This is a genomic window from Novosphingobium sp. (assembly GCF_965228995.1).
Taxonomy (GTDB): Bacteria; Pseudomonadota; Alphaproteobacteria; order Sphingomonadales; family Sphingomonadaceae; genus Novosphingobium.
Window position 1 is genome coordinate 3,378,630 of record NZ_OZ245852.1, and the last position, 26,558, is coordinate 3,405,187.

Genomic DNA, 26,558 nt, shown 5'->3' on the forward strand with positions numbered 1-26,558 from the left:
TGGCTATGAGAGATACTTACGCACAGCCGCTGGCACGCGATGCCATGGCCTATGTTCTGGCAGGCGGACGCGGCAGCCGCCTGTGTGAACTGACCGACAACCGCGCCAAGCCGGCGGTCTATTTCGGCGGGGTCAGCCGGATCATCGATTTCGCGCTGTCCAACGCGATCAATTCGGGCATCCGCCGCATCGGCGTGGCGACGCAGTACAAGGCGCACTCGCTGATCCGCCACATGCAGCGCGCGTGGAACTTCATGCGGCCCGAGCGCAACGAGAGCTTCGACATCCTCCCCGCCTCGCAGCGCATTTCCGAGCATGCCTGGTATGAAGGCACGGCCGACGCGGTCTACCAGAACCTCGACATCATCGCGAGCCACGCGCCCAAGTACATGGTTATCCTGGCGGGCGATCACATCTACAAGATGGACTACGAGCTGATGCTGCAGCAGCACGTCGCGACCGGCGCGGACGTGACGATCGGCTGCCTTGTGGTGAAGCGTGAGGAAGCCAAGGGCTTCGGCGTGATGGCGGTGGACGACAAGGCGGTGATCACCGATTTCGTCGAGAAGCCGGAAGATCCCCCGGCGATCCCGGGCGATCCGGAACACTCGCTCGCCTCGATGGGCATCTATGTGTTCGAGACGAAGTTCCTGTTCGAAGCCCTGCGCCGCGATGCGGCCGACCCGAACTCCAGCCGCGATTTCGGCAAGGACATCATCCCCGACATCGTCAAGAACGGCAAGGCCGTGGCGCACCGCTTCACCGACAGCTGCATCCGCGCGGCCGAGGAGATCGGCGAATACTGGCGCGATGTCGGCACGGTGGACGCCTATTTCGAGGCCAACCTCGATCTGACCGACGTGGTCCCCCGGCTCAACATGTATGACCGCGACTGGCCGATCTGGACGGACCAGGTCGTGGCCGCACCGGCCAAGTTCGTCCACGATATCGAGGGGCGGCGCGGCATGGCGATTTCTTCGCTGATCTCGCAGGACTGCATCGTCTCGGGCGCGATCGCGCGGCGTTCGCTGCTGTTCACCGGCGTGAAGATGGGCTCGTTCTCGAGCGTCGATGAAGGCGTTATCCTGCCCTATTGCAACATCGGGCGCGGGGCGCGGCTGAAGCGCGTCATCCTCGATTCCGGCGTGCGCATTCCCGAGGGCCTCGTGGTGGGTGAAGACCCGATCCTCGATGCCAAGCGCTTCCGCCGCACCGATAACGGCGTGTGCCTGATCAACAGGGCGATGATCGAGCGGCTGGCGTGAGCCTTCGCGTCCTCTCCGTCGCCTCCGAGGCGGTGCCGCTGGTCAAGACCGGCGGCCTTGCCGACGTGGTGGGCGCGCTGCCCGAGGCGCTCGCCCCGCACGGTGTGGCGCTGACGACCTTGCTGCCGGGCTATCCGGCGGTGACTGCAGCGCTCGGCAAGAAGCCCAAAGTGCTGCACAAGTGGGAGAGCCTGCTGGGCGAACCGGCGCGGCTGTTGGCGGGCAAGTTCGGGGTCGGTAGCGGTGAGGGGCATCCGCTGCTCGTGCTCGATGCGCCCGGGCTCTTCGCGCGCGAGGGCGGGCCCTACGGCGATGCCACCGGGCGCGACTGGGCGGACAACTGGAAGCGCTTCGCCGCCTTCGGCCGCGCGGCGGCGGATGTGGCGGGGGGCATAGTGAAGGGCCTCTCCTTCGATCTCGTCCACGCGCATGATTGGCAGGCGGGGATGACGCTGGCCTACCAGCGGTTTGCACCGGCAGGGCCACAGGTGCCCTCCGTCATCACGATCCACAACATGGCTTTTCAGGGTCACTACGGCGCGGACCTGTTCCCGGCGCTGGGCCTGCCGCCGCAGGCCATGGCAATCGACGGGATCGAGTATCACGGCGGAATCAGCTTTCTCAAGGCGGGCCTCGCGTCTGCCAGCCGGATCACCACGGTGAGCCCGACATACGCGCGCGAGATCCGCGAACCCGGCTTCGGCATGGGGCTGGAAGGCCTGATCCGCGCCCGGGAAGGCGATGTCAGCGGGATCGTCAACGGGATCGACCCGGCGGTATGGAACCCGGCGAGCGATCCGGCGCTGAAGTCAGCTTACACAGCGAAGGCGCTGGGCAAACGGGCCGCGAACGCGCGGGCGCTGGAAGCCGAGTTCGGGCTTGAAAGGGGCGACGGCCCCCTGTTCATCGTGATCAGCCGCCTGACCTGGCAGAAAGGCATGGACGTGCTGCTCGAAGCGGCGGACCACCTTGTCGGCATCGGCGGGCGGCTGGCGCTGCTGGGATCGGGCGATGCGGCGCTGGAAAGCGGCTTCCACGCCGCTGCCGCGCGCCATCCGGGGCGGATTGGCGTGCGCATCGGCTATGACGAAGCGCTTTCGCACCGCATGCTGGCGGGGGGCGACGCGATCCTTGTGCCGAGCCGGTTCGAGCCTTGCGGACTGACGCAGCTCTACGGCCTCGCCTATGGCTGCGTGCCGGTGGTGAGCCGCACCGGCGGCCTCGCCGATACGGTGATCGACGCCAACCTTGCCGCGCGGCAGGCCAGCGTGGCGACGGGCGTGCAGTTTGACGGGGTGCGCTATCAGACCCTCGCCGATGCCCTCACCCGCACCGTGCAGCTGTTCCGCGATCCCGCCGCATGGCGCAGCCTGCAGCGCGCGGGGATGGGTGCGGATTTCTCCTGGGCAGGCAGCGGTCTTGCCTATGCCGACCTCTACAAGAGCCTTACGGTAGTGCCATGATCCAGACGATTCCTTCTTCGCCCTTCTCCGACCAGAAGCCCGGCACCTCCGGCCTGCGCAAGAAGGTCCGCGTGTTCGCGCAGCCCAACTACGCCGAGAACTTCATCCAGTCGGTGTTCGATGCCGTCTCGCCCGCGCCGGGTTCGACGCTCGTGATCGGCGGCGACGGGCGCTATCATAACCGCACGGTCATTCAGGCGGCGATCCGCATTGCCGCCGCCAACGGCTACGGCCGGGTGCTGGTGGGGCAAGGCGGCATTCTTTCGACGCCAGCCGCCAGCCACGTGATCCGCAAATATGGCGCCAGCGGCGGGCTGATCCTGTCCGCAAGCCACAACCCCGGCGGGCCGGACGAAGACTTCGGCATCAAGTACAACATCGGCAATGGCGGCCCCGCGCCCGAGGCGATCACCGACGCGATCTTCGCGCGGACCAAGGTGATCGACCGCTGGCTGACGGTGGAAGCGGCGGATGTCGATCTCGATACGCTGGGCGTGCAGACGGTGGCGGGGATGACGGTCGTGGTGATCGACAGCGTGGCCGACTGGGCGGATCTGATGGAAACGCTGTTTGATTTCCCCGCGATCCGCGCAGCGGTGGCCAATGACCTGACCATGGCGTTCGATGCGATGCATGCCGTCACGGGCCCCTACGCGGTTGAAGTGCTGGAGAAGCGGCTGGGCTTCCGCCCGGGCACGGTCCACAATGGCGTCCCGCTCGAGGACTTCGGCGGGCACCATCCCGATCCCAACCGCGTGCATGCCAAAGTGCTGTTCGACCTGATGTTTTCAGCCGATGCGCCCGCGTTCGGCGCGGCTTCGGATGGCGACGGAGACCGCAACCTGATCGTGGGCAAGGGCATCTTCATCACCCCGTCTGACAGCCTCGCGATGCTGGCCGCCAATGCGCACCTCGCGCCGGGCTATGCCAAGGGCCTCTCCGGGATTGCCCGCTCGATGCCGACCAGCGCGGCGGCGGACCGCGTGGCCGAGGCGCTGGGCATTCCGGCGTTCGAGACGCCGACGGGGTGGAAGTTCTTCGGCACCCTGCTCGATGCCGGAAAGGCGACGATCTGCGGCGAGGAAAGCGCGGGCACCGGTTCGGACCATGTGCGCGAGAAGGACGGGCTGTGGGCGGTGCTGCTCTGGCTCAACATCCTTGCGGTGCGGGGCGAGAGCGTGGAGGCGATTGCCCGCCAGCACTGGGCGCGGTTCGGCCGGAATTACTACGCACGGCATGATTATGAGGCGCTGCCCAAGGATGTGGCTGAGGCGCTGATGGCGGCGCTGGAGGCCTCGTTCGCCGCGCTGCCGGGCAAGGCCTTTGGCGCGCTCACGGTCGCGGCGGCGGACAGCTTTGCCTACGATGATCCGGTCGATGGCTCGCACAGCGCCAACCAGGGTTTGCGCGTGCTGTTCGAGGGCGGCTCGCGCATCGTGCTCAGGCTGTCAGGCACTGGCACCGAAGGCGCAACCTTGCGGCTTTACCTGGAGCGCTACGAGCCTGCAGGCGGCACGCTCGATGCCGATACCGATGCGATGCTCGGCGATCTGATTGCGGCGGCCGAGGCGATTGTCGGGATCGCCGCACGCACCGGCCGGACGGCGCCCGACGTGATCACATGACCTTGCACGTATGAGCATTTTGGCGGTGCGCGCGCCGCGCGCCGAGGCGGTCATGCTTTGCCTGTTCGACGGAGAGACCGAGACCCGCGTGCCGATGGCGCGGCAGGGTGAGGACTGGGCGCTAGCGGCCCCTCCCCCCGGCACGCGCTACGGCCTGCGCGCAGTGGGCGAATGGGCGCCTGAGCGGGGGCTGTGGTTCGATCCGGCCAAGCTATTGGTCGATCCCCGCGCAGTCGAGCTGGACAGGGCGTTCCAGTATAGTCCGGCGCTTGCGGCGTACGACGTGGATACTGCAGCGCTGGTGCCGCGTGCGATCATGCCGGGGGCGCTGGCAGAAGTGCCCCTGCAGCCGCCGGTCTTCAAGCGCGGCGGATTGATCTACGAAGCCAACGTGCGCGGGCTCACCATGCTGCACCCGGATGTGCCGGAAGCACAGCGCGGCACCGTGGCGGCGCTCGCGCACCCGGCAGTGCTGGCACATCTCGAAAAGCTGCATGTCAGCGCAGTGGAGCTGATGCCGATCACCGCGTGGATCGACGAGCGGCATCTGCCGCCGTTGGGGCTCAGCAATGCCTGGGGCTACAATCCGGTGGTGCCAATGGCGCTCGATCCGCGGCTGTGCCCGGGCGGCGTGGCGGAACTGCGCGAGACGGTGGCAGCGCTCCACGCGCGGGGGATCGGGGTGATCCTCGATCTCGTGTTCAACCATACCGGCGAAAGCGACATTCTGGGCCCGGTGCTGAGCTTTCGCGGGCTCGACAACGCGGCCTATGCCCACGCACCGGACGGCAGCCTGATCAACGATACGGGCTGCGGCAACACGCTCGATTTCGCCAATCCGGCCGTGCGCGCGCTCGTGATCGAGAGCTTGCGCCACTTCGTGAAGCATTGCGGGGTGGACGGGTTCAGGTTCGATCTGGCGACGGTGATGGCGCGCGGGCCTGGCTTTGCGGCGGATGCGCCGATCTTTGCCGAGATCGCCGCCGACACGTGGCTGGCGGATCGGGTGATGATTGCCGAACCCTGGGATATCGGCCCGGGCGGCTATCAGCTCGGGCGCTTTCCGGCGCACTGGCTCGAATGGAACGACCGCTACCGCGACGATGTGCGCCGGTTCTGGCGGGGCGATGCGGGCGTGGGCGTGCTGGCGACGCGGCTTGCCGGGTCATCGGACATCTTTGGGCCGGACTGCCGCTCGGTGAGCTACCTTGCCGCGCACGATGGCTTCACCCTTGCCGATACGCTGGCCTACGAACATCGCCACAACCACGCCAATGGCGAGGACAATCGCGATGGGCACGGGGAAAACTTCAGCTGGAACAATGGCGCGGAAGGGCCGAGCGATGATCCTGCGGTGACCGCGCGCCGCGCCGCGTTGGCGCGGGCGATGCTCGGCACGCTGTTCGTTTCGACCGGCACGATCATGCTGACGGCTGGCGACGAGTTCGGCCGCAGCCAGCAGGGCAACAACAATGCCTATGCGCAGGACAACGCGGTGACGTGGATCGACTGGGAAGCCCGTGACCGCGCGCTGGAAGACCATGTCGCCGCGCTGGCAGCGTGGCGTGCGGCGCGGGACCTGGCGCAGTTTCCCGAAGGCGGTGATTGGCGCGCGCTCGATGGAGCGGCGATGGATGCCCCGCGCTGGGAAGATCCGGCGACGCAGGGCTTCGTTTGGCAGGAAAGGAGCGAGGCGGCGCGATCGACGGGATTGGGGATCGATCGCGCCGCCCCTTATGCCGGGCCCTGGGAGGGATAGGGGCCCGAAAATTGATCAGGCGCGTTGCCAGATGCGCGCCGGATCGAATTCCTCGCGAACAGACGGCTCGCCGCGCAGCGTTTCCTGCACGACAGGGAGCGGCTGCGGCAGCAGCGTGTTGAGCAGCAGGCGGCCAAAAGCCCAGTCGCCCAGTTCCGACGCGGCATTGATGTGCCCCGCTTCCCCCGCATCGGCGAGGCGCGCGCCCCAGCGGCGGGCAAGGCTGCGCGCCTGCGCCATCGTCAGGTAGGGATCATTGCGGCTGGCGACGAGCACCGAGGGAAACGGCAGCGCGCTTTCCGGCACCGGCGCGAAGCGGGTCAGCCGCCGATCGAGCGGGCGGTCCTCGACATCCGGCGGGGCGACGAGCAGCGCACCGATGACTTTGCCGCCATCGACGGGGCCAAGGCCCCATGCGCTTCCGGGCTGCTCATACTCCGCCCACCAAGCGACCGCGAGGCAGCCGAGGCTGTGCGCGGCGAGCACTACCGGCCCTTCGGCGCGCTGGATGGCAAGGTTGAGCTTGTTGACCCAGGTGTTGCGATGCGGATCTTCCCACAGCCCCAGATCGACGCGGCGGCAGCGCGGCAGGCGCGCTTCCCACGTCGTTTGCCAGTGGCCGGGGCCGCTGTTGCCAAGGCCCGGCACGGTGAGAATGACAGGCTGGGCATTATCGTTCAAAGCGTTGAGATTGTTGGCCATAATACGTCTCCGTAGAGGAAATGGCCGGTCGACTCGGTACACGTCCCGACAGCCCCGAGATTAACTCAACATTATTTGTAGACAATAGGCTCGCGACGAGGTGCGCGAGGAATTCGCCGGGGCGAAGGAGCAGGGCGGAAATGGCGCTTGTCGCGATCGTGCGACAGCTTGGCGCACAAATGCCCGCGAGTGCAGTTCCGCCATAGTTTGGCCGCACCCCTGCTTGCAGATGATGCTGCCGATTGCCATCTGCGCCCCGGAAGGCAGCGCCGCATGGGGTCCGCGCCGGAGACCATTGCCGCCATGTCACTCTGCCGCCCCGAGCTTGCGCCTTACCACGCGCAGCACGTGCGTCTTGCGGCGGTGCAGCATGTGATGGTACCGGCGCGCGCATGAGCACGCCCGCCCACCCTTCATCCGCAACAGGACGGCGGCTGCTCGTTTCGATCCACGATGTATCGCCGCGGTTCGAGCGCGAAGTGGACATGCTGGCCGAGCGGCTGGCGCGCCACGTGGGCGAGGCGCGGTTTGCCATGCTGGTCATCCCCGATCACTGGCGCGCGGCGCCGCTGGCGGGCAATGCCGCATTTGGCCGCCGCCTGCGCGATTGGGCCGATCAGGGGATCGAGATGTTCCTCCACGGCTGGAGCCACAAGGACGAAACGCCGGCGACCGAAGGGCTGGCCGCGATCAAGGGCAAGCACATGACCGCGGGCGAGGGCGAATTCCTCAACCTCCCGCAGGCCGAGGCCTTGGCCCGCATGCGCGATGGGCGCGCGCTGGTGGAAGACGTGATCGGCCGCCCGGTCGCGGGCTTCATCGCGCCGGCGTGGCTCTACGGCGAAGGCGCACATGCGGCGATGCGCGAGCTGGGTTTTGCGCTTGCTGAAGACCACATGAAAGTCTGGCGGCCCGCCAGCGGCGAAGTGCTGGCAAACGGCCCGGTGATCACCTGGGCAAGCCGCAGCAAGGCGCGCATCGCCAGCTCGCTGCTTGCCGCCGCACTGGGCCGGGCCGCCCTCCCCTTCACCCGCACGATCCGTGTCGCGGTGCATCCGGGCGATACGACAGTGCCCGCGCTGCTTGAGAGCATCGACCGCACGCTGGCGCGCTTTGTGCGCACGCATGAGCCTTCGCGCTATGCTGCGCTGGGTGGGGGCGCATGAACGCGCTCGCGCCCGAAGTGCTGCGCACGGCGGCGGAGGCAAGGCGGCCGCTGCGCATCCTGACGTTCCTGCACAGCTTCGAGCCGGGCGGAGTAGAGCGCGTCGCACTGAGGCTGCATGCGGCGTGGCGGGCGCAAGGGCAGGATTCACGGCTAGTCATGGGCCGCACGGCAGGCGCGATGAAGCGCGAGTGGCCCGGGCTGGAGCCGGAGGTGCTCGGCAGCGAGCGGATCCCCAGCGCGCACTGGGAAACGCTGTGGATGATCATCCACCTGCCGCGCGCGATCCGGCGGATCCGGCCCGATGTGCTGTTCTGCGCAGGCAATTCCTATACCGTGGTCGCGGTGGCGATGCGGCTGCTGCTGGGCAAGGCCTGCCCGCCGGTCGTCGCCAAGATCAGCAATGACCTGACCCGCAGCGATCTCCCGGCCCCGGCGCGGCCGTTCTACCGGCTGTGGCTGCGCATTCAGGGGCGGATGCTCACGCGGCTGGTCGGCATGGCACCGCCGATGCGCGAGGAGATCGGCACCCTGATGCGCGCGGATGAGGCGCGGATCGCGGTGATCGACGATCCCTCGCTCGCCGAAGCCGATATCCAGCGCCTGACCGCTGCACGAGACACTGCCAAAGCCGCGCCGCGTGGGCCCGGAAGGCGCTTCCTTGCTATCGGGAGGCTTGCCGCGCAGAAAAATTTCGGTCTGCTGATCGATGCCTTTTCGCGCATGGCCGGGCCGGATGACCGTTTGGCCATCATTGGCGAGGGCTCGGCGCGCCGCGCGCTGGAGGCGCAGATCGCGCGTCTCGGCCTTGGCGACAAGGTGCGCATGCCAGGTCATGTCAGCCCGCTCGATGCCGAACTCGCCGGCGCCGATGCACTGGTACTTTCCTCGGAATATGAAGGCGTTCCTGCCGTAGTTGCAGAAGCGCTGGCAGCAGGTCTGCCCGTAGTCTCGACACGGTGCAGCGTGAGCATGGACGACATGCTGGGCGGCGGGCGTTTCGGCCTGCTCGTGCCGGTCGGCGATGCGGCGGCGCTGGCGCAGGCGATGCAGGACATTGCCAAGTTGAAATTTGACGAAACCGTTGCACGGGATCAATCACGCCGGTTCACCGTAGAGATAGCTTCGCATCGCTATCTCGCGCTGATGGAGGGCCTCGCCCGTGCTTAACCCCGATGGCGAGGCGGGCTCCTCGAAGGATATCTCCCCGATGGTTCCAACCGATACGCTGGCCGAGACGCTGTCTCCTGAACTGGCGACAGTGCTGCCAACCGTGCTGCCTTCCACCGCGCCGATCGAGAGTTCGCTGCGCAAGTGGAGCGGCTGGGTAGGTCCGGTCATCTCGCTCGCCATTCTGGCGGCCGTGCTGTGGCAGCTGCGCAAGATCGACTGGAGTCAGGTCTGGTCGATCGTGCCAACCTCGCCGCTCATCTGGCTGGTGCTGGCGGCGAGCTATTTCGCAGGCCCGGTGGCGGACTGGGTGATCTTCCGCAAGCTGTGGGGCATTCCGGTCTCGGGCATTTTCCCGCTGCTCAAGAAGCTCATCGGCAACGAATTGCTGCTGGGCTATGTCGGCGAAGTCTATTTCTACGATTGGGCGCGCCGCCATGTGAAGATGGAAGGCTCGCCGTTCGGCGCGGTGAAAGACGTCGCGATCCTTTCGGCGCTGGCCGGCAATATCATGACAGTGCTGCTGCTGATCTTCACCTGGCCGATCATCAGCAAGCTCGGGCTCGATGGTGCGGGCACCACCGATGGGCACGTGCTGGCGACTTCGATCGGCGTCGTGCTCGTCACCAGCCTGGTGATCATGTTCTTCCGCAACGGGCTGCTCAGCCTGCCCAAGGCGGATCTTGGTTTCGTGTTCGTCGTCCATACCCTCCGTATCGTCGCCAATACCGGCCTTTCCGCCCTCGCCTGGCACCTGATCCTGCCCGGCGTGGGTATCGGTTCTTGGCTCCTCTTTGCAACCGTTCGGCTTCTTCTGTCCCGCCTGCCGCTCATTCCCAATAAAGACATCGCGTTTGCCGGAATCTCGACTTTGCTGGTCGGCAGTCAGGTTCAGACAAGCGACATGATTGCCATGATATCGCTCCTGATCGTGGCAACGCATGTGGTGCTGTTCATTGGTTTGATGCTGCTTGATCTGGTGCAGAAGGAGAAGAATGCTTGAAACGATTTGTTTTTCTTGGTGCGGCACTTACGCTGCTCTGCGCGGCAGGGCCGATCCCGTCGACTCCTGATCTTGGCAAGGCCGAGGGCCAGTGCCGGCCAGGTGAAACCGGGCCCGCGTTCCTTGTCGATCTCATGGGCCTGAAAGACCGCGCCGGCCGCGTGAAGATTGAGGTCTATCCGGCGAACGACGCCGATTTCCTCGCCGATGATAACGTGCTGGTCATGGCGGGGCGGACCTTCCGCCGCGTGGAAGTGCCCGTCCCGGCCGAGCCCGTGCCGCGCGTGTGCATCCGCCTGCCTGGCCCCGGCACTTATGCCGTGACCGTGCTGCACGACCGCAATGCCGACCGCAAGTTCAGCCTCAGCCACGATGGCATCGGCTTCTCGGCGAACCCGAAGCTAGGCTGGTCGAAGCCGAAAGCGAGCACCGTAGCGGTCAATGCGGGTGGCGGTCTGACCACATTGCGTATTGTCATGAATTACCGTACCGGCCTGTTCTCGTTCGGACCGCTCAAACGATCCTAGAGGTTTCCCATGAGGCTTGTCCCATGAAGCTCGTAGATGTCTGTGCCTTCTACGCACCCAAGGGTGGCGGCGTGCGCACGTATGTCGATCGCAAGCTGAAGGCGGGCGCCGCGATGGGCCACGAGGTTGTGGTCATCGCCCCTGGTGAGGAAGACCGCGTCGAGGAGCGCGGGCCGAACGCGCGCATCGTCTGGCTCAAGAGCACGGTGTTCCCGCTCGATTTCAACTACCGCTATTTCAGCGACGCGCCTGCGCTGTACGAAGCGCTCGACCGCGAAGCGCCGGACATGGTCGAGGCGTCCTCGCCCTGGCGCAGCGCGAGCCTGGTCGGCGAATGGCGCGGCACTGCCCCGCGCGCGCTGATCATGCATGCCGATCCGCTTTCGGCCTATGCCTACCGCTGGTTTGACGGCGTCGCGCCGCGCCCGGTGATCGACAAGGCGTTCGACCGCTACTGGCGGCACTTGCGCAGGCTCGACACGCAGTTCGACATGATCGTGAGCGCGAGCCAGGGTCTGTCCGACCGGCTGACCAACGGCGGCCTCACGGGCGTCGTCACCAATCCGATGGGCGTCGATCCCGGCGTGTTCTCCCCCGCGCACCGCGACGAACGCCTGCGCAAGGGGCTGCTCGAGCTGTGTGAGCTGCCCGAGGACGCGACGCTGCTGATCGGCGTGGGCCGCTTTGCGCCGGAAAAGCGCTGGCCGATGCTGGTCGATGCGGTGACGGCGGCGGGTACGCGGCGGCCGGTGGGTCTGGTGCTCGCCGGGCAAGGCCGTGATCACAAGGCGATCGAGCGGCGCATTGCGGGCAATCCGCATATCCGCATCCTCGCCCCGATCACCGACCGCGCCGAACTCGCGCGCGTGATGGCGAGCGCGGACGCACTGGTTCATGGCTGCGAGGCCGAAACGTTCTGCATGGTGGCAGCAGAGGCCCGCGCGAGCGGCCTGCCGCTGATCGCGCCGGATGAAGGCGGCGCAGCGGATCAGGCCCGCGCATCGGCAGGCTGGATCTACGAATCCGCCAATGCCGCCGCAGCCGCCGAAACCATCGTCGAATACTGCATCGCGCGCGAAAGCGGGATCGACGGCCCGCGCGCCGAAATCCCCAGCCCGCGCGTGATGGACGATCACTTTGCCGAGCTGTTCGCCAGCTATGAGCGCCTTGTTCGCGACAACCGCAGCAAGCCGAGACCGCGCCGCGCGGCCTAAGCGCACGGCCCACTTTTCAAGATGATCGAACGATTGGATTGAACTTATCCGGATTTTCCGGAGGTTCGGACAGGCCTATTCCGTTTGCAACAGGACCGGACGCTCCTCGCCCGGCATGACATGCAAAGGATCACGCCATGACCACCCGGAACGCAACCGCCCCCGCCGCTTCACTTCCCGCTCCCGCCACGGGCCACGCCCTCGCCGCCATCGGCCGCGTGCTGATCGCCACCATCTTCGTGCTCAGCGGTATCGGCAAGATCGCCAATCCCGAAGCCACCATCGGCTATATCGCCAGCGCCGGCCTGCCCTTCGCGCCCGCTGCGCTGATCGCTGCGGCGCTGATCGAGGTCGGCGGCGGTCTTGCCCTGATCGCGGGCTTTCGCACGCGGTTCGTGGCGCTCGTTCTCGCGGGCTTCAGCGTTGTCGCCGCGCTCGCCTTTCACGCGCACTTTTCAGACCAGAACCAGTTCATCCACTTTCTGAAGAACCTCGCCATGGCGGGCGGCCTGCTGCAGGTAGCGGCCTTCGGCTCGGGCCGGATCGGCCTCGACAAGCGCTGAGCCCGGCGCATCACCCCCACAAACGAAAACGGCGGCCGGATCGCTCCTGCCGCCGTCTTGCTGCGTGCGGTTTACGCTGCGATCAGAACTTGATCGAGGCGTCGAAACCGAAGGTGCGCGGCATGTTGAAGTTGCCGTAATCACCCAGCACGTTGCCGTTGTTGCCGATCACGACCACGTTCGTGCCGGCCGGGCCGCTGGTCTGAACAGCGGGGAGGCTGTTCGACGGATCGCGGCGGTAGACGTACTGGTGGTTGAGCAGGTTGCGGCTCCACAGGCCGATGTTGAGCTTGTTGGCACCGCCGCCAAGCCCGATGTCGAGCAGCGACAGGCGGGCGTTGACGATGAAGCTCGGGTCAGCCTTCGTTGCGAACTGGTCGAAGGTCTGCGTCGCCTGTGCGTAGTTGGCGTCGACGTGCAGCTTGGGGCGGGCGCCGCCAAGGATCTCCGGCAGGTCGTAGTCAACCGATGCACTCGCCGCATTGCGCGGGGTGTAGACGATGTAGAACTTCTGCAGCACCGTCGTGCTGTTCAGCGGGGCGCCCGTGCTGCTGAACTGCGTATAGGTCACCGGCACCAGAGGAACGTCGGTGTAGGTATAGGCGTAGGAGAGGTTCATGGTCAGGCGGCTCACCGGCTTGACCGTGAGGTCTGCTTCCACACCGCGGATCTTGGTGGTGCCAGGGGCATTGAACGTCACGAGGTTGTTGAAGTTGCCGGTCGCCGTGGGCTGGATGGTCGAAAGGTCGACCTGGCTGCCCGTGCGGTCCATGATATAGCCTGCCAGGTTGAGGCGGGCATGGCGGTTGAACAGGTCCGCCTTCAGGCCGATTTCATAGCTCTTGACGTCTTCCGGGTTGAACGCGCGGTAGTCGGACGTGCGCGAGCTGGCACCGCCGGCGCGATAGCCGGTTGCGTACTTGGCATAGCCGTGGAGATCGTTGTTGAAGTCGTAAGCGACGGTCACCAGCGGGTTGAAACGCCGCCACTTCTTGTCGAGCGGCTGGTAGCCGTTCTGCGCCGCGATCGTCGGGTTGGTCCGGTAGTCGATGTTGCGCGAATAGGTCAGCTGGCCCTGCTTTTCGTCCCAGGTGTACCGGCCGCCGACCGTGATGTGGAGCTTCTCGGACGCATTCCAGGTGGCCTGGCCAAAGACCGCATAGCTCTTCGAACGCACCTGCGAGGCGCGGTCGATCGAGCAACCGTTGACAGCCTTGCCGACGAACTCGGGGGTATCGGCCGTGCAGAACGTGTTGGGCACGTACGTGGCCTGCGTGGGCGTGTTGTAGATCACGCGCATCGAGTTCGGCGTGGCGGCCGTGTCGCTCACGGCTTCGGTGAAGTAGTAGAGGCCGGCCACGTAATCGACCGGGCCGATCGTGCCGACGGCCTGCAGTTCCTGGCTGAACTGGCGCTGGCGCAAGTCGGCGAGGCTGTAGCGGCTGAAGGTGCAGCTCGACGGGCCGTTCACGGTGCACGCCGGGGTGTAGTTCACGACCGGCACGCGGTGCGCGCCGCCCGAGTTGTCCCACTGCTGCACGTCAACGCCGCGCCACGCGGTGATCGAGCGGAGTTCGACTTCCGGCGATACCTTCCACTTGAGGACGTTGGTGAAGCCATGCGTCTCGTCAAAGCTGCGGCGCTGCGGAACGCCGATGTCGGCAGTGCGCATCAGGGTGTCGCCGTTCACTTCGACGCCCGGCAGCAGTGACTTGATCGAACCCTGCGTACCGACAAAGGCGGTGCCCGGAGTGACGCAGGTGCTGCCGGCGGGGATCGCCAGCGGCGCGGAGTTCGAGCCGCCGCTCAGGCAGTTGTTGGGGTTGTAGTTGAGCAGCTGGCTGTAGAACGGCGTGTTCTCGTCGCGAGCGACGTCGTAGGTGAAATCGTTGGTGAGGCCCGCGAAAGGGCTCCAGCGGACCGCAGCGCGGAAGCCCTTGCGATCGTACAGACCCCAGCCTTCCTGGCCCTGCAGCGGGTTCTTGGTGATGGGATCCTGATGCTGGTAGACGCCATCGAGCTTGACCGAAAAGCCCTTCACTTCGGGCAGGTTCAAGTGGATCGCGGCGCTGCGCGATCCGATATTGCCAATGCTGCCGTCAATGCTGCCGCCGAACTCGCCGGTAGGCGCCTTCGAGATGAGCGAGAGCGCACCGCCTTCGGTGTTGCGGCCAAACAGGGTGCCCTGCGGACCCTTGAGCACTTCGACGCGCTCGATATCGAACAGGCCGGTGTTGAGGCCATGCTGGCGGCCCAGATAGACGCCGTCGATATAGATGCCAACGCCCTGTTCGCGGGCAGGCTGGTTCGCGTCGAGCGGAACGATGCCGCGGATGCCGATGGTGAGCGCCGACTGGCGCGCCTCGAACGTCGCGACGCGAAGGCTGGGCACGCCGCCGTCGGCGAGGTCAAGCAGGCTCTGCACCCGGCGCTCGCGGATGGTTTCCGCGCTCATCACCGAGATCGAGATCGGGGTCTTCTGCAGGTTGGTTTCACGCTTCGTCGCGGTGACGACGATTTCCTCGATCGGCACACTGTCCGGCAGGCCGGCGGCGGGTGCGGGCGCGGCTTCGGTGGCAGGCGCATCAGCGGCAGCGAAGGCGGGGCTCGCAGCAAGTGCAAGAACGCCCGCGCCAGCCAGCAGGCCGGTGCGAAGGGAATGAGCGAGTGTCATGATTAACCTCAGGTAAGTGGATCAGGTCTTGTCTGAGGCCGCCTCTAGGCAGATTGCATGACAGTTTTTTGACATTTTTACGCAAGATGTAACCAAAAATTGGAGGGAATCCGCCAGTCAGGTGCGACTGTTGCACGAAATCCACGCGAATATTGATACTATGAAATATTACGTAGATGGCCCCCTTGTCAGCTTGGGTTCATCTTGAAACTATAGATAAGTGTTAATAGCTATATAACGTTAAGTGCCTGCGCGAGTCAGCGAATCAAGCGCAAAAACACCATCCGCAACGGCCAGTGGCGCTGCAGCCACGCTTCGTCGCAAGGCGAATGGCTTGGGGGTTGGATCAGCAACCATTGCCTGCCTTAGTCGGATCGGGGATCGCAACCGCATTCAGGATTTGCCGGGACAATGATGATCAAGCGGCGCCAGTTCATCGGCGCCATCGCCGGAACCGCCGCTTCGCTCGCGCTACCGCGTGGTGCGGTGCATGCGCAGGACGTCGATCTTCCCGGCGGCACTTTCTGGGGCACTGTCCCCGTGCCGGATGCCGATACTCCGGTCATTCAGGGTGAGCCCGTCGCGATTGCCCGCTCGGGCATTCTTCCGCTTGTGCCGCGCGCGCTCGCCGCGCTCGATCAGCACAGCGCGGTGATCGCGGTGCGCGACCGCATCGGCATCGTCGATTTCTCCCAGCCCTCGCGTGAGGCGCGCTTCCACATCGTCGATCTCGCGGGCGGCACGGTCTCGGCCCCGCTGCTGGTCGCGCATGGCAAGGGATCCGACCCGGCCAATCGCGGCATTGCCGAACACTTCTCGAACCAGCTCGGCTCGGACGCCTCCTCGCGCGGCAGCTTTGTCACCGGCGAAATCTACTTCGGCAAGCACGGCCGCTCGCGCCGGCTGACCGGGCTCGATCCCGAGAACGACCGCGCGATGGAACGCGGCATCGTGATCCACGCGGCAAGCTACGTCGATCAGTCGCTGGTCGCGGTGCAAGGCCGCATCGGCCGCAGCCAGGGCTGCTTCGCAGTGAACCCGCGCGTGATCACGCAAGTGCTCGAACAGCTGGGCCCGGGCCGCCTGCTCTTCGCGACGAGCTAGGGAACCATACCCCCTCCCCCGCTCGTGCTGAGCTTGTCGAAGCACTGTACCCAGCGGTTGCGTGAGCACCCTTCGACAAGCTCAGGGTGAGCGGAGGTGGGGGTAGGACTCAGCGGGCCTTTTTTTGCAACAGCGCCATCCGCAAGCACCGGCAGACAACTTCGTCACGCTGGTTCAGAGCCTCGTGCGCGAAGGTCACGATTCCCGAATCGGGGCGGGATTTGCTGGCGCGCAGTTCCACCACCTCGCTGGTCGCGCGCAGGGTATCACCGAGGAACACCGGTTTGGGCATCACCAGCTTGTCGTAGCCCAGATTGGCGATGAGCGTGCCGACAGTGGTATCGCCGACCGACAGCCCCACCATCAGCGCGAACGTGAAGGTCCCGTTGACGAGGATCTGGCCGAACTCGCTGGCGCGCGCGGCTTCGGCATCGATATGCAGAGGCTGCGGGTTGTGCGTCATGACCGAGAAAAGCAGGTTGTCCGTCTCGGTCACCGTGCGGCGGATTTCGTGCGCGATGGTGTCGCCCACCTGCCATTCATCGAAGTAGCGGCCTGCCATTTGATCCTCCTGCCATGCCCCCAAACCCGTCCACCCTGAGCTTGTCGAAGGGCCGTACTTGTTCTTGCCGCCTAGCGCCCAGCCCGAAGAACAAGGACAGTGCTTCGACAAGCTCAGCATGGACGGAGTTGGGGTGAACGTACTGATCAATACTCCGTTCGTGTCGAGCGAAGTCGAGACACCGCGCCATGTGTCTCGACTTCGCTCGACACGAACGGAATTGCGTTATTCCGCCTTCTCCACCCGCACCAGCAAGGCTTCCACCGAGACTTGCGAGCCTACCGCCACGGTCAGCTCCGCCACCGTCCCATCGAACGGCGCGGTGAGCGCATGCTCCATCTTCATGGCTTCAAGGACGAGCAGCTTCTGGCCTTTGGTAACGGTGTCGCCTGCCGCAACTTCGACCGCGATGACCTTGCCGGGCATGGGGGCGAGGATGGCGCCGTCTCCGGCGTGATGGGTGTTTGCGCCACGGGTTTCGCGGACGGTAATGCGACGGGTACGGCCTGCCCCAGACGCGTAGACGACATCGCCCACTCGCTCTGATGGAAAGTAGATGTCGTGCATCTCGGGAAGCTCGTAAGCCACATCGCCTTCGACAGGCTTTCCATCGGCATCGAGGTAAACACGGCTTTCGCGCCGGGCGTTAAGACGGAAACCTTGCAGCCGCGATGGCACAGCGGACGAAACAAGCATTTCAGCCGCTCGGGTCAGTGCGTACTGGCCCGGCCCTTCATCTTCGTACACCGCATTCGGGTGCTCTTCGATAAAGGCGGTGGATAGCCGCGCCTTGTAGAAATCCGGTTCTACAAGCAGGCCATGCAGCATCGACGCATTGGTTTTGACAGGCCAGCAGCGAACGTCGCTCGCCGCATTCATGAGTCCTAGCGTTGCATTCAATCGATCCGGCGCATGGGCAATCAGCTTGGCGGCCATAGGATCATAGAATGGCGAGATTTCATCGCCTTCTTCATAGCCGGTATCGATGCGCAAACGGGCATCATGCTCCTTCCAGTGCCAGCAGTTGTCGGTTCCCCGGTACTCATAGGGCTCGAGCTTCTCGGGCAGGCGGAAGTACTCCAGCTTGCCGATGCTGGGCAGCGAGCCCTTGGTCGGGTCCTCCGCATAGAGCCGCGCCTCGATAGCATGTCCGTTGATCCGCAGTTGATCCTGCCTCCTCGGCAGCGGCTCCCCGCTCGCCACGCGCAGTTGCCATTCGACCAGATCAACCCCGGTGATCATCTCCGTCACCGGATGTTCCACCTGCAGCCGCGTGTTCATTTCCATGAACCAGATGCGGTCCGCCCGCAGGCCCTCAGAAGCATCGGCAATGAATTCGATCGTCCCCGCGCCGACATAATCGACCGCTTTCGCCGCCGAGACCGCCGCCGCGCAAAGCGCCTCGCGGGTTGCTTCGTCCATACCCGGCGCGGGGGCTTCCTCGATCACTTTCTGGTGGCGGCGCTGGAGCGAGCAGTCGCGCTCGAACAAGTGCACCACGTTGCCGTGGGTATCGCCGAAAACCTGCACCTCGATATGGCGCGGGCGCTGGATATACTTCTCGATCAGCACATGCGCGTTGCCGAAAGAGGCCAAGGCCTCGCGTTGGCACGAGGCGAGCGCGTCGGCAAAGTCCGCCGCTGCCTCCACCTTGCGCATCCCCTTGCCGCCGCCGCCCGCGACGGCCTTGATCAGCACCGGGTAGCCGATTTCGGCAGCGCGCTCGGCGAGGAAGGCGGGCTCCTGATTTTCGCCCATATAGCCCGGCGTTACGGGCACGCCCGCCGCGGCCATCAGTTGCTTGGCCGCATCCTTGAGGCCCATCGCGGTGATGCTGGCAGGCTTGGGCCCCACCCAGATCAGCCCCGCATCGATCACCGCCTGCGCAAATTCCGCGTTCTCCGAGAGGAAGCCGTAACCCGGATGGATCGCCTCCGCGCCGGTCGCCTTGGCGGCGGCGATGATCTTCTCGCCCACCAGATAGCTCTCGCGCGCCGGGCTCGGGCCGATATGCACCGCCTCATCCGCCTGCCGCACATGCAGCGCCTTGGCGTCGGCATCCGAATAGACCGCAACGGTGCGAATGCCCATCGCGCGCGCCGTGCGGATAATGCGGCAGGCAATCTCGCCGCGATTGGCGATGAGGAGGGACCGGATCATGCGCCGCACCCTTCCGTACGCGAGGAGAAGGTCAGGTTCATCACCTTCCACTGGCCGTTTTCGCGGACGAAATCGAAGTGATCGGTGCCGCAGCTGACCACTTTGCCATCGATCGAGACGGTGAACGGCGCCCACAGCATCGCGATATCGCCGTCGCGCTCGATCACCATGTCGTTGATCTGCTCATGAAAGCCCGAGCCCAGTTTCATCGCGGCGGCATATTCAGCAAAGCTCTGGCTGCGCAGCCCGGTAAACCCGCTGCGCAAAGTGCCGCGCGCGGTGACGCGGCCCTGCGGATAGACCACCTGAAGCAGCGCGGGACCATCGCCGTTCTCCAGTGCGGCAAATACCGCATCGACAGCGGCGGCCACTTCCTTGTCGCCGAAATCGGGAGCCGGGAGGCGCTCGAGCGGCGGGAGCGGGCCGGACGCAAGGGCAAGGGCGGGAAGCAGGCTGAGCATGGGCATCACATCCTGAACACCCCGAACCGGGGCGCCTCCGGGATCGGGGCTTCGAGACAGACGCCCAGCGCAAGGCCGAGGACGTCGCGCGTCTGGACGGGATCGATCACGCCATCATCCCACAGCCGGGCGGTGGCGTAATAGGGGTTGCCCTCGTCCTCGTATTTCTGGCGGATCGGGGCCTTGAACGCTTCGGCTTCCTCCGGCGTCCACTTGTCCGCGTCGCGGTGGACCGTTGCCAGCACCGAGGCCGCCTGTTCGCCGCCCATCACGCTGATGCGCGCGTTGGGCCAGGTGAACAGGAAGCGCGGATCGTAGGCCCGCCCGCACATGCCATAGTTGCCAGCGCCGAAGCTGCCGCCGATCAGCACCGTCAGCTTGGGCACCTGCGCGGTGGCGACTGCCGTCACCAGCTTGGCGCCATGTTTGGCAATGCCTTCGGCCTCATACTTGCCGCCGACCATGAAGCCCGAGATGTTCTGCAGGAACAGCAGCGGAATGCGGCGTTGGCAGGCGAGCTCGATGAAATGCGCGCCTTTCTGCGCGCTTTCGCTGAACAGGACGCCATTGTTGGCCAGAATCGCCACCGGCATGCCCCAGATATGCGCGAAGCCGCAAACCAGCGTGGCGCCGTAGAGCGCCTTGAACTCGTGGAACTCGCTGCCATCGACGATCCGCGCGATCACTTCGTGAACGTCGTAAGGCGCGCGGACGTCTTCGGGGACGATGCTGTAAAGCTCTTCCGCATCGTATTTGGGCGGGCGCGGTGCCGGAAAAATAGGGACAGTCCCCATTTTTGTCCCGAGGTGGCTGACGATATCGCGCACAATCGTCAGCGCGTGCTCGTCATTATCCGCCAGATGATCGACCACGCCGGACTTGCGTGCATGGAGGTCCCCGCCGCCGAGCGCTTCGGCGCTGATTTCCTCGCCCGTCGCCGCCTTCACCAGCGGCGGACCCGCAAGGAAGATCGTCCCCTGCTCGCGCACGATCACGCTTTCGTCGCTCATCGCGGGCACATAGGCGCCGCCTGCGGTGCAGCTGCCCATCACGCTGGCGACCTGCGGAATGCCCTGCGCGCTCATCTGCGCCTGATTGTAGAAGAACCGCCCGAAGTGGTCGCGATCCGGGAAGACTTCGGCCTGGTTGGGCAGGTTCGCGCCGCCGCTGTCGACGAGGTAGATGCAGGGCAGGCGGTTCGCGGCGGCCACTTCCTGCGCGCGGATGTGCTTCTTCACCGTCATCGGGAAGTAGGTGCCGCCCTTCACCGTCGCGTCGTTGGCGAAGATCATGCACTGCCGACCCGAAACGCGGCCGATCCCGGTGATGATGCCTGCGCCGGGCACTTCGTCGCCGTACATGCCGTTTGCCGCCAGCTGGCCGAGTTCGAGGAACGGCGAGCCCGGATCGAGCAGCCGCTCCACCCGATCACGCGGCAGCAGTTTGCCGCGCGCAACATGCCGCGCGCGGGACTTCTCATCGCCCCCCAGCGCGGCCTTGGCCACCCGGGCACGCAGCTCCTCCGCCAGCGCGCGGTTGTGCGCGGCGCGCGCCTGCGCTTCGGGGCTCGAAAGGTCGAGATTGGTGGGGAGGACGGGGGCGGTCATGCGGCTTGGTCCCTTGCGCCAGATACCCCTCCGTCAGCCCTGCGGGCTGCCACCTCCCCGTTTGGCCCTTCGACAAGCTCAGGGCAAAACAGGGAGGACCTGATCCTCCCCATTTTCGCCCCATTTTCTTGGGGGCGCAAATGGGGAGGTGGCAGACGCGAAGCGGCTGACGGAGGGGTATGGTTCGCACCCATCACGCCGCCCCGATCAGTTCGCGCCCGATCAGCATGCGCCGGATCTCGTTCGTCCCCGCGCCGATATCGAGCAGCTTGGCATCGCGCAGATAGCGCTCCACCGGCCAGTCCTTGGTATAGCCCGCGCCGCCCAGCGCCTGCACTGCCTCGCCCGCCGTGCGGAACGCGTTTTCGCTCGACATCAGGATCACGCCCGCCGCATCGAAGCGCGTGGTGTGCCCGGCGTCTGCAGCCCGTGCGACAGCGTAGGTATAGGCCCGCGCCGATTGTAGCGCGACGTACATGTCCGCCACTTTGCCCTGCATCAGCTGGAACGCGCCGATCGGCTTGCCGAACTGCTTGCGCTCCCGAACATAGGGGATGACCGTGTCGAGGCAGGCCTGCATGATCCCGAGCGAGATGCCCGCCAGCACCACGCGTTCGTAATCGAGGCCGCTCATCAGCACGCCGACACCGCCGTGGAGCGGGCCCATAACATTCTCCTCCGGCACGAAGCAATCGTTGAACACCAGTTCGGCCGTGGGCGAGCCGCGCATGCCCATCTTGTCGATCTTCTGGCCGATGGAGAAGCCGGGCATGTCCTTCTCGATCAGGAACGCGGTGATGCCGCGGCTGCCCGATTCCGGCGCGGTCTTGGCATAGACCACCAGCGTATCGGCATAAGCCGCGTTGGTGATCCAGAACTTGGTTCCGTTGAGCACGAACCCGCCCTGCACCCCATCGGCGCGCAGCTTCATCGAGACAACGTCCGAGCCCGCACCCGCTTCGGACATCGCGAGGCTGCCCAGATGCTCGCCGGAAATCAGCTTGGGCAGATACCTGGCCTTCTGCTCGTCATTCCCCCAGCGGCGGATCTGGTTGACGCAGAGGTTGGAGTGCGCACCATAGCTGAGGCCGACCGACGCCGAAGCGCGGCTGACTTCCTCCACCGCGATGACATGGTCGAGATAGCCGAGGCCAAGGCCGCCCCATTCCTCTTCCACCGTGATGCCGTGCAGGCCAAGCTCACCCATCGCGGGCCACAGTTCGCGCGGAAACCAATCCTGCGCATCGACCTTCGCGGCGAGCGGGGCAATCTTGTCGTCGGCGAAACGGCCCGCCGCCTCGCGGATCATCAGGGCGCTTTCGGGCAGGGCGAAATCAAGCTCGGGCGTGGCGCGCATGGTTCTCTCGGTCTCCTCTATCCCTGCCCCAGCGTAGGAGATTCGCAAGCTTAGGAAAAATTGAATTTTCGCGAGGGCTAGTATAGAAAAAAGCTATGCTGAACCGCCGCCATCTGCGCCAGTTCCTGGCCCTCGTCGATACAGGCTCGTTCACCGCGGCGGCCAACCAGCTGCACGTCTCGCAGCCCACGCTCTCCGCCGGGATTGCAGAGCTGGAGCGCACGCTGGGCGCGCCGGTGATCCTGCGGGAGCGGCGCGCGCTGCGGCTGACCGAGGCGGGCAACCGCCTGCTGATCCACGCCCGTGCCATCGAGCGCGAGTTTGGCCTTGCCGAGCGCGGCGTGTTCGCCGCCCCCACCCCGGCTCCGCCGCTGCGGCTGGGGGTCATCCCCTCGCTCGCCACGCGGATGGTGGCGGCAATTGCCGCGCGGTTTGCCGAAGGTGACGGCGCCCGGGCGCGGCTGACGCTCACCGAAGCGCCGGATGCCGAGCTCAGGCGGCGGCTGGCCGAGCACCGTCTCGATGCCGTGCTGACCACGCTCCACGGCGCGGAAACCGGCGCGGATGTGCTGCTTGAGGAAGGCTATGCGATGATCCTCTCCGCCGCCCACCGCTTTGCCGGGCGTGACCTGCTGCTGCCCGAGGAACTCGCGGGCGAGACGATGATCGCGCGCCGCTCCTGCGAGATCCTGGCCGAAACCAGCCGCTTCTTCACCGCGCGCGGCGTGCGGCCGCACTTTGCCTTGCGCAGCGCCAACGAGGACCGCTGCCTTGCGCTGGTGGCGGCCGGCGCCGGGGTGACGACGGGGCCCGTCTCGCTCGCCGGGCCGGGTACGGTGGCGGTGCCCTTGCAGGGCTATGACTATCGCCGCCGGATCGGGCTGATCGTGGCGAGCGGGCAGGACGACCTCATCGCGGCAAGCAGCCTCAGGGACATGTTGCGCGAGGTGGTTTGAGGCGGGAAGCTCGATTCCGGGTCTATCCTTGCTTGCGAGGCGGCGGGCAGGCGTGACACCGCTGCGGCATGAACCCTGCAGCCAGCCATCATCCCGCGCGCCGGATCGCGCTGCTCAATGTGAAATACAGCCCCAATCTGGGTGACGGACTGCTGTCCGAATGCCTCGAGGCGGAACTCGCGCGCACCTTCCAGACTATCGCGCCGGGGACGCAGGTGTTCTCGATCGATCTTGCCGGGCGCTGCGCCTACCCCGCCATTGCACCCAGCCGCCGCGCCGCGCTGATCGGGGTGCTCGAAGCGCTGCCGGCCACGTTCCGCCAGCTGGCGACGCGCATTGCGCTTACCGCGCTGGTGCGATTGCGGCTGGGCCGGCATGTGCGTGCGCGGCTCGCGGGGTGCGATGCGGTGGTGCTGGGCGGGGGCAATCTGCTCACCGATGCCGATCTCAACTTTCCGATGAAGATCGCAGGCGCATTGGATCAGGCAGCGCGGCTGCGGCTGCCGGTCGCGGTCTATGCCGTGGGGGCAAACCGGCAGTGGTCAGAGGCCGGGCGCCGCTTGTTCGGCCGCGCGCTCGGCGCGGCGAAGCTGGCCTATGCGGCGGTGCGCGATGCGCGCAGCCAGGCCGCGTGGCGCGATCTGCTGGTGCCGCAAGGCGTGCGCCCGGCAGCGCTGAGCGGCGATCCGGGGCTGCTGGCAAGCTGCCATTTCCCCCGCCCGCCGCTGCCCTTCGATGCGCCGCTGGCGGGCCTGTGCATAACCGCGCCGATGGCGCTGCGCTACCACGCCGCCGGGCCGGGGCATGCCAATACCGCCGATGCGCGCGCCGCGCTCGATGCCTGGTACGGCGGGGCCGCGCGGGCACTTGTCGATGCGGGCTTTCGCGTCGCGCTGTTCACCAATGGCAGCCCGGAGGACCGCGATTATCTCGCCGCGATGGGTCCGGCATGGATCCTCGCCGCCAAGGGGCCGGTGACGATGACCAATCCCTTCGCCAATCCTGCCGAGATGATCCGCTTTATCGCCAGCTGCCAGCTGATCGTGGCGCACCGCATGCACGCCTGCATCGCCGCGCACTCCTTCGCGATCCCCACGATCGGCCTGCGCTGGGACGTCAAGCTTGACAGCTTCTTCGCGCTCGCCGGGCGCGGGGCTTTCATTGCCGATACGGCCTCGCTGGGCGGCCCGGCGCTCACCGCGCTCGCGCGGCAAGCCGCCGCCGAAGGCGTGGACCGCGCCGCACTGGACGATCTCATCGCCGGCACGCGTAGCGATATCGCGCACATGGCGGCGGCCCTCGCCCGCGCCATGCAGCCGGCAAAGGCAGCAGCATGAGCCACGCGCTGGGCCGCATCGTGGTGATCAACGATCTCTCGCACCCGATGGGCGGCGCGAGCGCGCTGGCGGTCAGTTCCGCGCGCCGCTTTGCCGAGCGGGGGTACCACGTGGCCATGCTGGCGGGCGATGTCCCCGATCCGGCGCTGGCCGAGGCGGGGATTGCGGTGACGGGGCTGGGTCAGGCGCGGCTGCTTGGGCGGGCCGGCGGTCTGCTCGATGGCCTGTGGAACCGCGCGGCGGCGCGGATGGTGCGCAAATGGATTGCCGAAAACGATACGCCGGGCACGGTCTACCACCTCCATGGCTGGTCGCAGATCCTCTCGCCTTCGGTGTTTGCCGCGCTAGCCCCGGTGCGCGGGCGGCTGGTCATTTCGGCGCATGACTTCTTCCTCGCCTGCCCCAACGGCGCGTTCACCAACTTCGCCACCGGAGTGCCCTGCCCGCACACAGCGCTCTCGCGCGCCTGCCTTGCAGAGGCGTGCGACCGGCGCGGCCATGCGCACAAGGCGTGGCGCGTGGCCCGCCATGCCGTGCAGCGCTTCGCCTACCGGCCGCAAAGCTCGCCGCCGGTGCTGGCCATCCACGCCGCCATGCGCCCGCTGCTGGCACGCGCGGGGATTCCGCCAGAAGCGATCCATCCGCTGCCCAATCCCGTCACGCCCTTCAGCGAGATGCGGATCACGGCGGAGCGCAATCGGGAAGTGCTGTTCGTCGGCCGGATCGAGGCGACCAAAGGCGCCGATCTGGCGCTCGCCGCCGCGCGCCGCGCCGGCATGCCGATCCGTCTGGTGGGCGACGGGGCAGATCGCGCCCGGCTCGCCGCCGAATATCCCGAGGCGCTCTTCGCCGGGCGACTGCCCCCCGCCGCCATCGGCGCACTGGCCGCTTCGGCGCGGGTGCTGGTGATGCCAAGCCGCTATCCGGAGCCTTATGGCCTCGTCGCAATGGAAGCCGCGCTGGCGGGCCTCCCGGTCGTCCTGCCGCCCAGCGCTCTCCTTGCCGCCGATCTGGTGGCGGCGGGCGCAGGCGTCGCGGTCGATCCGCGCGACACGGCCCGGTTTGCCGCCGTGCTGGCCGGTCTCGCCAAGGATGATGCGCGGGTCGAGGCGATGAGCCGCGCGGCCTTCACCGCAACGCGCCACCTTGCGCTTTCACCTGCAGAATGGATCGACCAGCTGCTCGCGCACTATGCCGCGCGGCTGGCGGCGCTTCAGGCGCCGGTGGCCGCCAGATCTCCATCCGGATCGAAGCTGATCGCGGCGGGCGCATAGCGCACGGGCGCGGCAGCCACTCCGCCAGCGGACCACGCGCGGCGATCGAGCTTGCCCAGCGGCTGGTAGGGATTGCTGCGGGCCAGCTGGCGCAAATGCTGCACCTTGATCGGCACGATCACGAGGCTGAGCGTCGCCAGCACCACCGCCCAGCGCCAGAGGTCGAAATGTCCGCTGTGGATGGCGGCCATGAACTCGGCATACGTCAGCCAGATCGCCAATGCGCCAAGCAATTCGGAACTGCGCTGGCTCGGCAAAGCGAGCAAGGTGACCACGGCGAGGAAGAACGAGCCGACACCCGCCAGCTCCAGCGTGAGCCGGTCGGTCACATAGCCTGACGTCAGCATAAACGCGATCAGCAGCGCGCCGATACGGGCAAACCGGGTGACATGGCCGGGCGTGATGCGGGCAAGCAGGGCGTCCATGAACAGGGGAATGCGCCCGCGTTGTTCAACGAACGCTTTCGCCCATTGGTTAACCCGGCGCCAACGACGAACTCCGCATCCGGCCCAGCTAAAAAAGGCCGATCCAAGGCTCCGCCGGGCCGGTCCCCTAAGGGAGATTGCTCAGATACGGGTCTAATTGCGCGATCGTGGGGTGGGAAAGAATG

General features: G+C 66.3%; 22 protein-coding genes. 14 read left to right on the forward strand and 8 right to left on the reverse strand.

Annotation, left to right across the window (positions count from 1 at the left end; translation table 11 throughout):
* Positions 1–5 precede the first annotated feature (5 nt).
* From glgC to glgX, 4 genes are read left to right on the forward strand one after another with little or no spacing between them, the layout of a single operon-like run.
* Positions 6–1,265: a glucose-1-phosphate adenylyltransferase gene (gene glgC, locus ACO056_RS15390; RefSeq protein ID WP_421848280.1), complete on the forward strand. Its 1,260-nt coding sequence runs from the start codon at positions 6–8 to the stop codon at positions 1,263–1,265.
* Positions 1,262–2,728 carry a glycogen synthase GlgA gene (glgA, locus tag ACO056_RS15395; protein WP_421848282.1) on the forward strand — a complete coding sequence of 489 codons (1,467 nt, stop codon included), beginning with the start codon at positions 1,262–1,264 and terminating at the stop codon, positions 2,726–2,728. Before glgC ends, glgA begins: the two co-directional genes overlap by 4 nt.
* Positions 2,725–4,353 carry an alpha-D-glucose phosphate-specific phosphoglucomutase gene (locus ACO056_RS15400; RefSeq protein WP_421848284.1) on the forward strand — a complete coding sequence of 543 codons (1,629 nt, stop codon included), beginning with the start codon at positions 2,725–2,727 and terminating at the stop codon, positions 4,351–4,353. The genes glgA and ACO056_RS15400 overlap by 4 nt, the downstream gene beginning before the upstream one ends.
* 10 nt (positions 4,354–4,363) lie before the next feature.
* Positions 4,364–6,112 carry a glycogen debranching protein GlgX gene (glgX, locus tag ACO056_RS15405; protein ID WP_421848286.1) on the forward strand — a complete coding sequence of 583 codons (1,749 nt, stop codon included), beginning with the start codon at positions 4,364–4,366 and terminating at the stop codon, positions 6,110–6,112.
* A 15-nt stretch (positions 6,113–6,127) separates the two neighbouring features.
* Here glgX and ACO056_RS15410 read toward each other — a convergent pair whose 3' ends face one another.
* Complete coding sequence (locus ACO056_RS15410; protein ID WP_421848288.1) at positions 6,128–6,814, reverse strand: RBBP9/YdeN family alpha/beta hydrolase; 687 nt, start codon at positions 6,812–6,814, stop codon at positions 6,128–6,130.
* 392 nt (positions 6,815–7,206) lie between these two features.
* Between ACO056_RS15410 and ACO056_RS15415 the strand changes: the two genes are divergently transcribed.
* The 6 genes from ACO056_RS15415 (at position 7,207) to ACO056_RS15440 (ending at position 12,456) form a co-directional block, all read left to right on the forward strand.
* Positions 7,207–7,980: a DUF2334 domain-containing protein gene (locus ACO056_RS15415; protein WP_421848290.1), complete on the forward strand. Its 774-nt coding sequence runs from the start codon at positions 7,207–7,209 to the stop codon at positions 7,978–7,980.
* On the forward strand, positions 7,977–9,149 hold the full coding sequence (locus ACO056_RS15420; RefSeq protein ID WP_421848292.1) for a glycosyltransferase: 1,173 nt from the start codon (positions 7,977–7,979) through the stop codon (positions 9,147–9,149). The genes ACO056_RS15415 and ACO056_RS15420 overlap by 4 nt, the downstream gene beginning before the upstream one ends.
* A complete protein-coding gene (locus ACO056_RS15425) occupies positions 9,142–10,152 on the forward strand; it encodes a hypothetical protein (protein WP_421848294.1) in 1,011 nt (336 codons plus the stop codon). Before ACO056_RS15420 ends, ACO056_RS15425 begins: the two co-directional genes overlap by 8 nt.
* The gene (locus ACO056_RS15430; protein ID WP_421848296.1) at positions 10,149–10,679 is read left to right on the forward strand and encodes a DUF2141 domain-containing protein; all 531 of its coding nucleotides are present in this window, start codon (positions 10,149–10,151) and stop codon (positions 10,677–10,679) included. The genes ACO056_RS15425 and ACO056_RS15430 overlap by 4 nt, the downstream gene beginning before the upstream one ends.
* 23 nt (positions 10,680–10,702) lie before the next feature.
* Positions 10,703–11,893 carry a glycosyltransferase gene (locus tag ACO056_RS15435; RefSeq protein WP_421848298.1) on the forward strand — a complete coding sequence of 397 codons (1,191 nt, stop codon included), beginning with the start codon at positions 10,703–10,705 and terminating at the stop codon, positions 11,891–11,893.
* 137 nt (positions 11,894–12,030) lie between these two features.
* Positions 12,031–12,456, forward strand: coding sequence for a DoxX family protein (locus ACO056_RS15440; RefSeq protein WP_421848300.1), 426 nt, complete (start codon positions 12,031–12,033; stop codon positions 12,454–12,456).
* A gap of 82 nt (positions 12,457–12,538) precedes the next feature.
* On the opposite strand, the gene ACO056_RS15445 is transcribed toward ACO056_RS15440, so the two are convergent.
* On the reverse strand, positions 12,539–15,130 hold the full coding sequence (locus ACO056_RS15445) for a TonB-dependent receptor (RefSeq protein WP_421848302.1): 2,592 nt from the start codon (positions 15,128–15,130) through the stop codon (positions 12,539–12,541).
* A gap of 411 nt (positions 15,131–15,541) precedes the next feature.
* On the opposite strand from ACO056_RS15445, the gene ACO056_RS15450 reads away from it, so the two are divergent.
* The gene (locus ACO056_RS15450) at positions 15,542–16,234 is read left to right on the forward strand and encodes a murein L,D-transpeptidase catalytic domain family protein (RefSeq protein ID WP_421848304.1); all 693 of its coding nucleotides are present in this window, start codon (positions 15,542–15,544) and stop codon (positions 16,232–16,234) included.
* 109 nt (positions 16,235–16,343) lie between these two features.
* Here ACO056_RS15450 and ACO056_RS15455 read toward each other — a convergent pair whose 3' ends face one another.
* From ACO056_RS15455 to ACO056_RS15475, 5 genes are all read right to left on the reverse strand, one after another.
* Complete coding sequence (locus ACO056_RS15455) at positions 16,344–16,796, reverse strand: MaoC family dehydratase (protein WP_421848306.1); 453 nt, start codon at positions 16,794–16,796, stop codon at positions 16,344–16,346.
* A 225-nt stretch (positions 16,797–17,021) separates the two neighbouring features.
* Positions 17,022–18,956, reverse strand: coding sequence for an acetyl/propionyl/methylcrotonyl-CoA carboxylase subunit alpha (locus ACO056_RS15460; protein ID WP_421848308.1), 1,935 nt, complete (start codon positions 18,954–18,956; stop codon positions 17,022–17,024).
* On the reverse strand, positions 18,953–19,417 hold the full coding sequence (locus tag ACO056_RS15465; protein WP_421848310.1) for a hypothetical protein: 465 nt from the start codon (positions 19,415–19,417) through the stop codon (positions 18,953–18,955). The genes ACO056_RS15460 and ACO056_RS15465 overlap by 4 nt, the downstream gene beginning before the upstream one ends.
* 5 nt (positions 19,418–19,422) lie before the next feature.
* On the reverse strand, positions 19,423–21,024 hold the full coding sequence (locus tag ACO056_RS15470) for a carboxyl transferase domain-containing protein (protein ID WP_421848312.1): 1,602 nt from the start codon (positions 21,022–21,024) through the stop codon (positions 19,423–19,425).
* A 193-nt stretch (positions 21,025–21,217) separates the two neighbouring features.
* Positions 21,218–22,381, reverse strand: coding sequence for an isovaleryl-CoA dehydrogenase (locus tag ACO056_RS15475; RefSeq protein WP_421848314.1), 1,164 nt, complete (start codon positions 22,379–22,381; stop codon positions 21,218–21,220).
* Between the two features lie 95 nt (positions 22,382–22,476).
* Here ACO056_RS15475 and ACO056_RS15480 point away from each other — a divergent pair, with 95 nt between their 5' ends.
* The 3 genes from ACO056_RS15480 (at position 22,477) to ACO056_RS15490 (ending at position 25,948) form a co-directional block, all read left to right on the forward strand.
* Complete coding sequence (locus ACO056_RS15480) at positions 22,477–23,337, forward strand: LysR family transcriptional regulator (RefSeq protein WP_421848316.1); 861 nt, start codon at positions 22,477–22,479, stop codon at positions 23,335–23,337.
* A gap of 68 nt (positions 23,338–23,405) precedes the next feature.
* The gene (locus ACO056_RS15485; RefSeq protein ID WP_421848318.1) at positions 23,406–24,674 is read left to right on the forward strand and encodes a polysaccharide pyruvyl transferase family protein; all 1,269 of its coding nucleotides are present in this window, start codon (positions 23,406–23,408) and stop codon (positions 24,672–24,674) included.
* The gene (locus ACO056_RS15490; RefSeq protein WP_421848320.1) at positions 24,671–25,948 is read left to right on the forward strand and encodes a glycosyltransferase family 4 protein; all 1,278 of its coding nucleotides are present in this window, start codon (positions 24,671–24,673) and stop codon (positions 25,946–25,948) included. The genes ACO056_RS15485 and ACO056_RS15490 overlap by 4 nt, the downstream gene beginning before the upstream one ends.
* Here ACO056_RS15490 and ACO056_RS15495 read toward each other — a convergent pair.
* The gene (locus ACO056_RS15495) at positions 25,888–26,373 is read right to left on the reverse strand and encodes a hypothetical protein (protein WP_421848322.1); all 486 of its coding nucleotides are present in this window, start codon (positions 26,371–26,373) and stop codon (positions 25,888–25,890) included. The genes ACO056_RS15490 and ACO056_RS15495 overlap by 61 nt on opposite strands.
* Positions 26,374–26,558: the final 185 nt, after the last annotated feature.